This is a genomic window from Massilia consociata (assembly GCF_042432755.1).
GTDB classification, from domain to species: domain Bacteria; phylum Pseudomonadota; class Gammaproteobacteria; order Burkholderiales; family Burkholderiaceae_D; genus Telluria; species Telluria consociata.
In genome coordinates, this window is record NZ_JBHLWP010000017.1 from 125929 (window position 1) to 134322 (window position 8394).

General features: G+C 67.9%; 6 protein-coding genes. 1 reads left to right on the top strand and 5 read right to left on the bottom strand.

Translation table 11 applies throughout. The annotated features are described in order from the left end of the window. Positions 1 to 48 precede the first annotated feature (48 nt). Positions 49 to 1683, bottom strand: coding sequence for a methyl-accepting chemotaxis protein (locus ACFFJK_RS19120; protein WP_379681241.1), 1635 nt, complete (start codon positions 1681 to 1683; stop codon positions 49 to 51). Between the two features lie 497 nt (positions 1684 to 2180). Here ACFFJK_RS19120 and ACFFJK_RS19125 point away from each other — a divergent pair, with 497 nt between their 5' ends. Continuing rightward, a complete protein-coding gene (locus ACFFJK_RS19125) occupies positions 2181 to 3530 on the top strand; it encodes a GntP family permease (RefSeq protein WP_446686059.1) in 1350 nt (449 codons plus the stop codon). Positions 3531 to 3555: 25 nt separating this feature from the next. On the opposite strand, the gene ACFFJK_RS19130 is transcribed toward ACFFJK_RS19125, so the two are convergent. From ACFFJK_RS19130 to ACFFJK_RS19145, 4 genes are read right to left on the bottom strand one after another with little or no spacing between them, the layout of a single operon-like run. Next, on the bottom strand, positions 3556 to 5253 hold the full coding sequence (locus tag ACFFJK_RS19130) for a hypothetical protein (protein ID WP_379681244.1): 1698 nt from the start codon (positions 5251 to 5253) through the stop codon (positions 3556 to 3558). 37 nt (positions 5254 to 5290) lie between these two features. Further along, the gene (locus ACFFJK_RS19135; protein ID WP_379681245.1) at positions 5291 to 6751 is read right to left on the bottom strand and encodes a glycosyltransferase family 2 protein; all 1461 of its coding nucleotides are present in this window, start codon (positions 6749 to 6751) and stop codon (positions 5291 to 5293) included. Beyond that, positions 6745 to 7800, bottom strand: a complete 1056-nt coding sequence (locus tag ACFFJK_RS19140) for a HEAT repeat domain-containing protein (protein WP_379681246.1) — start codon at positions 7798 to 7800, stop codon at positions 6745 to 6747. Before ACFFJK_RS19140 ends, ACFFJK_RS19135 begins: the two co-directional genes overlap by 7 nt. Positions 7801 to 7802: 2 nt before the next feature. After that, on the bottom strand, positions 7803 to 8195 hold the full coding sequence (locus ACFFJK_RS19145; RefSeq protein WP_379681248.1) for a response regulator transcription factor: 393 nt from the start codon (positions 8193 to 8195) through the stop codon (positions 7803 to 7805). Between the last annotated feature and the right edge of the window lie 199 nt (positions 8196 to 8394).

Sequence of the window (8394 nt, forward strand, 5' to 3'; positions counted from 1 at the left end):
TTCTGCAGGGAAGTGCGGGGCGGCGTTGCGCCGCCCCTGGCCGGGGTGTCAGGAAAGCGACAGCGCCACCGGCGCCGGCATGGCGTGGCCGAGGGACGGCCTGGCCGCTTGCGATCCCGCTCCCGCCTGGAAGCCGGATGCCTGCCGCGGGACCTTGAACACGCTGACGGTCTCCACGAGGCCCTGGGACTGCTCCAACAGCGACTGCGCGGCAGCCGCCGCCTCTTCCACCAGGGCGGCATTCTGCTGCGTGACCCTGTCCATCTCGCTGACGGCCTGGGTGATCTGCTCGATGCCCTGTTCCTGCTCGCTGCTGGCGCTCGAGATCTCGGCCATGATGTCGCTGACCTGGCGTACGCTCTGCACGACACGCTCCATGGTGGTGCCCGCTTCGCCGACGAGCTGGCTGCCGGCCTCGACCTTCTGGACCGAGTCGGAGATCAGCACCTTGATTTCCTTGGCGGCGCTGGCCGAGCGGTGGGCCAGGTTGCGCACCTCCGAAGCGACGACGGCGAACCCTCGCCCTTGCTCCCCTGCGCGGGCTGCTTCCACCGCAGCGTTCAAGGCGAGAATATTGGTCTGGAAGGCGATGCCGTCGATGACCGCGATGATGTCGACGATCTTCTTTGCCGACTCGTCGATGGACGTCATCGTCTCGACGACGCGGGAGACGACCTCGCCACCCTGCAGGGCGGTCGCGGAAGCGCTGGCTGCCAGCTGGTTGGCCTGCCGCGCATTGTCGGCATTCTGCTTGACGGTCGTGGTCAGCTCTTCCATCGATGATGCCGTTTCTTCCAGCGCCCCGGCCTGCTGCTCGGTGCGCGACGACAGGTCGAGATTGCCCGAAGCGATTTCGTTCGATGCGGTTGCGATCGTATCGGTACTGCTGCGCACGCTCGCGACGATCGTCTGCAGGCTGTCGTTCATCGTGCTCAAGGACTGGAGCAGTTGCCCGGTTTCGTCGTTCGACGTGACGACGATCGTGCTGGTCAGGTCGCCGGCCGCCACGGTCCGTGCAATCTCGACCGCCTTGTTCAGCGGCCTGGTGATCGAGCGGCTGGTCATCCAGGCGATGGCGCCGGCTGCCAGCAGGGAGAGCAGGCCGAGGCCGAGCAGGATACGGTGGACGCGGGTGTAGGAGGCTTTCGCAGCCGCCTGGCTTTTCCGGTTGTGATCGGCCTGGTATGCCAACAATTTACCGATCGATGCCTGCCACGCCGCCACTTTCGGGACCACGACGCCCGTCAGTTGCTCGACTGCCGCATCGAGGTCGTTGTTTCTCCCGTACTGGCGCACCACCTGGAACGCGGGCATTGCGGCTGATTCACCGGCGGCCACCTCGTCCAGCAGTACCTTGCCCTCGGGCGTGTTGACGCGTTCCCGTAACACGGCCATGGCACCGGCGTAGAGCTTGGCCGCCTCGGCCATGCGTGCGTCGGCCTCGTCCATGCCCTTCTCGTCGGAGATCATGGTCAGATCGCGCACGGCAATTGCGAATTGCTGTTGAGTATCGCGCAGTGTGGCGACAGCTTCGATCTTGACATTGTTGTCGTCGACGATCGTCTCGATGGCGTCGTCCATGCCGGAAAGTGCGTTCAGGCCGGTCGCGACCACGATCATCATCAGGACGACGACGACGCCAAAGCCCAGCGCCAGCCGGGCTCCGATTTTCATATTCTTCATGTTCTCTGGAAGGGTAGTGTGCCGCGTGCGTCGATGCGCCGAGCGGCATGAAGTGGGTGCGGCCCGCTACCGGCGGGCCGTCTGCTCATTGCGGTGGGCAGGCGCCTGCGCGCCGCCTTAATCGCGTAGGAAGTATCCTACAAGAAACTCACGAATTGCCACTTTCCGTGCAGAAAACATGCATATCTTTCTTCGCATATGGGCAATAGCATCAGTTTGTTGTATTTGGGCAACGAAATGCTATGGCCGTCGCAACCGGTAAGGAACGGACAGTTGGCACGGGAGCACATTTGGCGAACGTTTTCCTGTACACCTGTTGTGTTGGTTGTTAATATTTCATGGTCAGAATGGCAACGTCGGGGCCGTGGAGGCGCGCGACAAGCCGGCAGGCGCAGCGCTGACCGGGCCTGGTCGTGTCGCGGGCGCTCTGCCTGACCCTATCTTTCAAGGAGGCCATATTGGACGTTCTGATCGTGCTTGCCGCGTTATCGCTGCTCATGCTGGCAGCCTATCGCGGCTACAGCGTCATCCTGTTTGCCCCGGTGTGCGCCATGCTCGGCGTGCTGCTGACCGATCCGGGCGCCGTCCTGCCGATGTTCAGTGGCGTCTTCATGGAAAAGCTGGTGGCCTTCGTCAAGCTGTATTTCCCGGTCTTCGTGCTGGGCGCCATCTTCGGCAAGGTGATCGAACTGTCCGGCTTTTCCAAGGCGATCGTCAGCGCCGTGATCGGACTGGTGGGCAGGCAGCGCGCCATCCTGTCGATCGTCCTCGTGTGCGCGCTGCTGACCTATGGCGGGGTGTCGCTGTTCGTGGTCGTGTTCGCGGTGTATCCGTTTGCAGCGGAAATGTTCAGGCAGGGCGACATCCCGAAACGCCTGATTCCCGCCACGATCGCCTTGGGCGCCTTCACCTTCACCATGGCCGCCATGCCCGGCTCGCCGCAGATCCAGAACATCATCCCGACCACCTTCTTCGGCACCACCACCTGGGCCGCGCCTTTCCTTGGCCTGCTGGGCTCGGCATTTATCGTAACTGCCGGGATCGCCTACCTGGAATTCCGCCGCCGCCAGGCTGCCGCGGCCGGCGAAGGCTACGGCACCGGGCACCGCAACGAGCCCGAGGCGCTGGACAGCGCCGGCTTGCCCCATCCCTTGCTCGCGCTGTCGCCCCTGCTGGTCGTGGGCCTGCTGAACTGGCTGTTCACGCGCCTCATCCCCCGGCACTTCGGCAGTGCGGTGACGATCGACGTGTCCGGCCAGCCGCTGACGGTGCAGGTCACGCCCATGGTGGCGATCTGGGCGGTCGAAGGAGCGCTCCTTGCCGGCATACTCTGGGTGCTGCTGTTTGCCTTCAAGCGGGTGGCGGCGCGCTTCGCGGAAGGCTCTACCAGCGCCGTCGGCGGGGCACTGCTGGCTTCGCTCAACACGGCGTCGGAATACGGATTCGGGGCGGTCATTGCGGCGCTGCCGGGATTCGCGGCCATCACCGGGCTCCTCGAGCGCATTCCCAACCCCTTGCTCAACGAAGCGGTCAGCGTCAGCGTGCTGGCCGGTATCACCGGTTCGGCGTCCGGCGGCATGAGCATCGCATTGGCCGCGCTGGCCGACACCTTCATCGCCACCGCCAATGGCGCAGGCATCCCGATGGAGGTGCTGCACCGGGTGGCCTCGATGGCCAGCGGCGGCATGGACACGCTGCCGCACAACGGCGCCGTGATCACCTTGCTTGCCGTGACGGGGTTGACCCACAAGCAGTCCTACCGCGACATCTTCGTGGTATCGGTGCTGATCGCCACCTCGGCCGTCCTGGTCGCGATTGCCGCCTACTATTTGTTCGGCCTGGTCTGAAGCCCTGGCCCGCCGCCGGGAGGCGTCAGCGGATCTCGTGCAAGGCGATGCCCGCGAAGCCCGGCCAGGCGCCGAAGTCGGCTTCCAACCGGGGCAGCAACGCGCGCAGCGCGTCCTTGTCCTTGTGGAAAGTTGTGGCCGAACCGTCGATGTGGCGGGTACCGGTAAGCTGGTATGCCTGGGCGCCCGGATGGGCGAGGGGCTGGCGCAGCAGCACCAGCACCTGCTGGCCGCCGACGCCCAGCAGCAGCATGTCTCCCGGCGCGCCGCCAGGCGCCCGCCTGTAGCGGCGCTGGGTCTCCGCCGGCAAGGGGCCCGCTTCGAGGGCGATGCGCACGCGCTTGCCGTGCGCGGCGCCCCAGTCGAGGAAGGGAACGGCGAAGCGGACGATCTGCTCCGGGTCGGTACGATAATCCATGACGCTCAGCGCGTCCGCGCTGCGGGCCAGGCCGTCGAGCAGTCCGGGCCTGTCGTTCCACCAGAAGGGCACGACGAATTCGAGCGGGATCGGACCGGCCGCTTCGCGCAGGGCGGCGGCGGTGGCCAGGTATTCCCGGTCCATGCGCGCAGCCGGCAGCACGTGTTCCGGCAGCAGGTAAGGTTCGATGTCGAACTGGATCGATGCCAGGCGCGCGGAAGGCGCGGCGGCGGCGTTGTAGGCCGCATAGGCGCGCGCGCGCGCGGCGGTGGCGGCGCGCTGGGCCGGCAGCACCATGTGCGGGTCGCCCTCGACCGCGCTGACGGCGATGCCGCGCTGGCGCGCGCGGCGCACGAAGCCTGCCAGCGCTTCCGGTTCCTTCACGCGGCCGTCTTCCAGCGCCACCACGATGAACAGCTCGCCCAGTTTTTCGCTCGCGGCCCAGTCGAGCAGGGCCTCGGCGCGCACGTGCCACTCGCTGCGGTCCCAGATCCAGGTCGAACGCGGGGCAGGCCGTGGCGCTTCCGGCTCGAGCGTGAGCGAGTCCAGCGCCAGCGTGCCGCCACCAAGCGGGCAGGCAACGACGACATGGCGCCAGCTTGCCCGGTCCAGGCCGGCGGGCAGCGCCAGCCGTGTCGTGGCTACGCCCTTGCCTGCATCGAGCAGCCCCATGTCGAGTGCTGCCTCGCGCGCCGCGTGCGCCGCATCGGCGGCCTGCCAGGTGAATTGTCCACGACCCGAGAATCGGGCCTGGAGCACTGCGCGCAGGCGCGGCAGGTACCAGGGACCGGTCAGCAGTACGCCGGCCGGACGCGTGCCAGCCCGGCATGCGATACGCAGGCGCCCGCCGTCCAGGCGTGCCTGCACCCGTTCCTCGACACCGTAGGGGCGCAGCGCCATCCCGTCCAGCAGATTGGCGCGTAGCGGCATCGGTTGCGGCGCGGCAGGGCCGGCGTCGTCGTCGGGCAGCAGCGTCCTTTCGCTGACCACGAAGCGCCCGTCCTTTTCCCCACCCTGCAGCAGGATGGTCGTTGCCGGCTTGTCCGCCGGCCCCAGCACGTGCAGCGCCTCGACCTGGGCCCTGCCCAGGCTGACCGAGCGGCAGCCGGTCAGTGCCGCGCCATCCGTGACGACCAGGCGCATATCGGCGGCGTCCGGACCCGAGGCCGGCGCCGACAAAGCAGCTTTCGGGGCCGCCGAGGCCGGGCACAAGTGCAGCGTGGCGGCGTGGACGGGCGCGCTCATGGACAGCAGCAGGGAGACGAGGGGAAGGAGGGGCGTGGGCGGGAAGGCGAGGCGTGGCATGGCGCCCAGTGTAGCGACGAAGCACGGCCGGCCGCGCTCATTTGCTTCCCGGCTGCCCTTCGTTGGCCTCCTGCTTTCCCGGCCCCTGCTGCCAGCTGCCCTTGCGCGTCATCACGCCCCAGCTGGATTCCTTCTGCATCGCCCAGCGCCACAGGCCGGTCAGGCGCCAGACGGTGTTGAGCTGGCGGTAGCCGAAGTTCTCGAGGATGACCACCAGGCCCAGCACCAGCAGCTGCTTGCCGCGCGGGTAGATGTGGAAGGACATCTCCTCCAGCAGCAGGCCGGACGCCGACAGCAGGATGCCCATGCCGATCGCGACGAACAGGAAGGCGCCGAAGGCGTCCCAGGAAATCATCCCGGTGAAGAAGGCGCAGACCATGAACACGTAGCCGCCCAGCTCCACCAGCGGCCCGAGCCACTCGAACAGCAGCATGAAGGGGAAGGCGACCCGGCCCGGCACGCCGCCGTTGCGCGAGAACAGCAGGCCCCAGTTCGCGTTCAGGCTCTCGGCCAGCCCGCGCTGCCAGCGGATGCGCTGGTTCTTCAGGGTACGGTAGTCTTCCGGCGCCTCGGTCCAGCACACCGGATCGGGCACGAACTCGATGCGGTAGGGCTGGCGCTGCGCGCGCAGCAGGCGGTGCATGCGCACCACCAGTTCCATGTCCTCGCCGATGGTGTCGCGGCGGTAGCCGCCGGCCATCACGACGGCGTCCTTGCGGAACACGCCGAAGGCGCCGGAGATGATCAGCATGCCGTTCATCGACGACCAGCCGAGGCGCCCGAACAGGAAGGCGCGCAGGTACTCGACCACCTGGAACAGGGCCCAGATGTTGGTCGGCAGGCCGACATTGGTCAGGAAGCCGCCGCTGACCCGGCAGCCGTTCGCCACCCGCACCGTGCCGCCGGCCGCGACCACCGTCGGGTCGCGCAGGAAGGGTTCGGTGACCTTGGCCAGGCTGTCGCGCTGCAGGATCGAGTCGGCGTCCACGCCGCACACCAGCGGATAGCGCGAGACGTTGATGGCGGCGTTGAGCGAGTCCGCCTTGCCGCCGTTGACCTTGTCGATCACCCGCACGTTCGGGTAGCGCGTGGAGCGGTAGACCTGGCGCACCTCGGCGGTCGGGATTCTGCGGCGGTAGGCTTCGGGGAAGGGCAGCAGGCCGAACTCGCGCTTGAGCACATCGAGCGTGCCGTCCTTCGAGCCGTCGTTGACGACGATGATCTCGAACTCCGCATACGTGAGCTGCAGCATCGAGCGTACCGACGCGGCGATGGTCGCTTCCTCGTTGTAGGCCGGGACCAGGATGCTGACCGGCGGCTCCAGGCCCGACCAGGCGCGGGGCAGGTCGTTCAGGAACATTTCCTGGCCCTTGCGGTGCAACGAGCGCATCGCGAAGAAGTTGAGCAGCAGGTAGCCGCCGTTGAGCGCGATGAAATAACAGAACACGAACCAGGTCACGATTTCCGTGACGAGCCGCCCCCAATTCGCGTCTAGCATGTCTCCCCCTCGGCCAGTACCTGGTCCAGCATGTCGAGCGCGAAGCGGTCGGTAAGCGAGGCTCGCACGGCCTCGATGTCGGCGCGCCCCAGCAGCGGCAGGTCGCGCAGCGCCTGCGCGGCGCGGTAGCGCACCCACCACTCGCGGTCGCCCAGCAGCCCGGTGAGGAGCGCCGCGTCGCCGCGTTCGCCGACCCTTCCCAGCGCACGCGCGGCCTGGACCCGGACCTGCCAGTCCTCGTGGGCGAGCAGGGCGCGCACTTCGTCCAGGGTGTCGGGCGTGATCACGCTGCGCAGGGCGGCGATGACGACGGCGGGCGAGCTGCTCGCGAGCGCCGTGCGCAGCACCCCGGCCGGCAGCGGCGCGCGCAGCGATTCGGCGATGCGCAGCGCACGCGGCAGGCGCGAATCGCCGCCATCGCCGAGTTGCGGCAGGACGCGGGCCAGCACGCCGGCCACCTGTGCGCTGGCCTGCTGCAGGATGCCGGCGACGTGCGACAGGGCCCAGTCCTCGCGCTCGATGAACAGCGGGGTCAGGTAGTCGGCGGCGGCTTCCGGGTCGACCCGTACCAGCGCCCACAGCGCCGTCAGCGACAAGGCGCTGTCCCCGGCCTGGGCCAATGGGAGCAGTTGCGGCCATGCGGCGCGGTCGCGCAGGTGTCCGAGCACCAGGGCCGCGAGCAGGCGTTCGTTGCGTGGCCCGCGCGCCAGCATGCCGCGCGCCAGGGCATCGACCTCGAGGCGGCGCGCGACCCTGTTGAGCGCTTCGCCGGCCTCGCCGCGCAGCGAACCCTGCAGGTGCGCCCACAGGTGCAGGAAAGGCAGGCGCTCGCGCGGCGCGAGCGCGGGCAGGTCGGGCTCGTCGCCGACGATGGCCAGGTTCAGGAGCGGGCGCCAGCGCGCCACCGCGGCCGCCTCGCGCCGTTCGCGCCGGCGCAGGGACACGCGCAGCACGACGATCTGCAAGGCCAGCAGCATGGTCAGGCCGAGCACGATCGCCCCGGTCCAGAGCGCGACGGTGACGAAGGTGTTGCTGGTGGCGGGATCCAAGATCAGGTCTTCAGGAACCGCCGCACCCGCGCCAGCAGTTCGTTTGGCTGGAACGGCTTGATGACGAAATCGTTGGCGCCGGCGTCGAGCGCGCGCACGGTGTCGCGCTCGGTGTTCTTGGCGGTGAGCATCAGGATCGGCACCCCGGCCCAGTCGGCGCGCGCGCGGGCCAGGCCCACCAGCTCGAAGCCGTCCACGTAGGGCAGCATCACGTCGAGCAGCACCAGGCCGGGACGCTCGGGGCTCGATGCGATGTGCTCGCTCGCGGCGCGGCCGTCGGCCAGGTGCACGACGCGGTAGCCCTGGCGCTCGAGCATGAAGCGCAGGACCTGGGCGATATGGTCGTCATCCTCGACCACGAGCACCGTCGGTACGGATGCGTGTTGGTTTTCCATCGGTTGAAATAAAAGCGTGCGGCGGCGCCAGTATAGCCGACGGGCAAGTCCAGAACCTAACCCGGCGCCGTCGAAAGCAATGGGATGGACTCCTCCTCCCCCTAAGGGCACGTAAGTGCCAAACTGGAGTTTCCACACAACCGGTTTGGAAAGAAGGAGTCCGTCATGAAGCTTATCCGCGTTGGGGTCGATTTGGCAA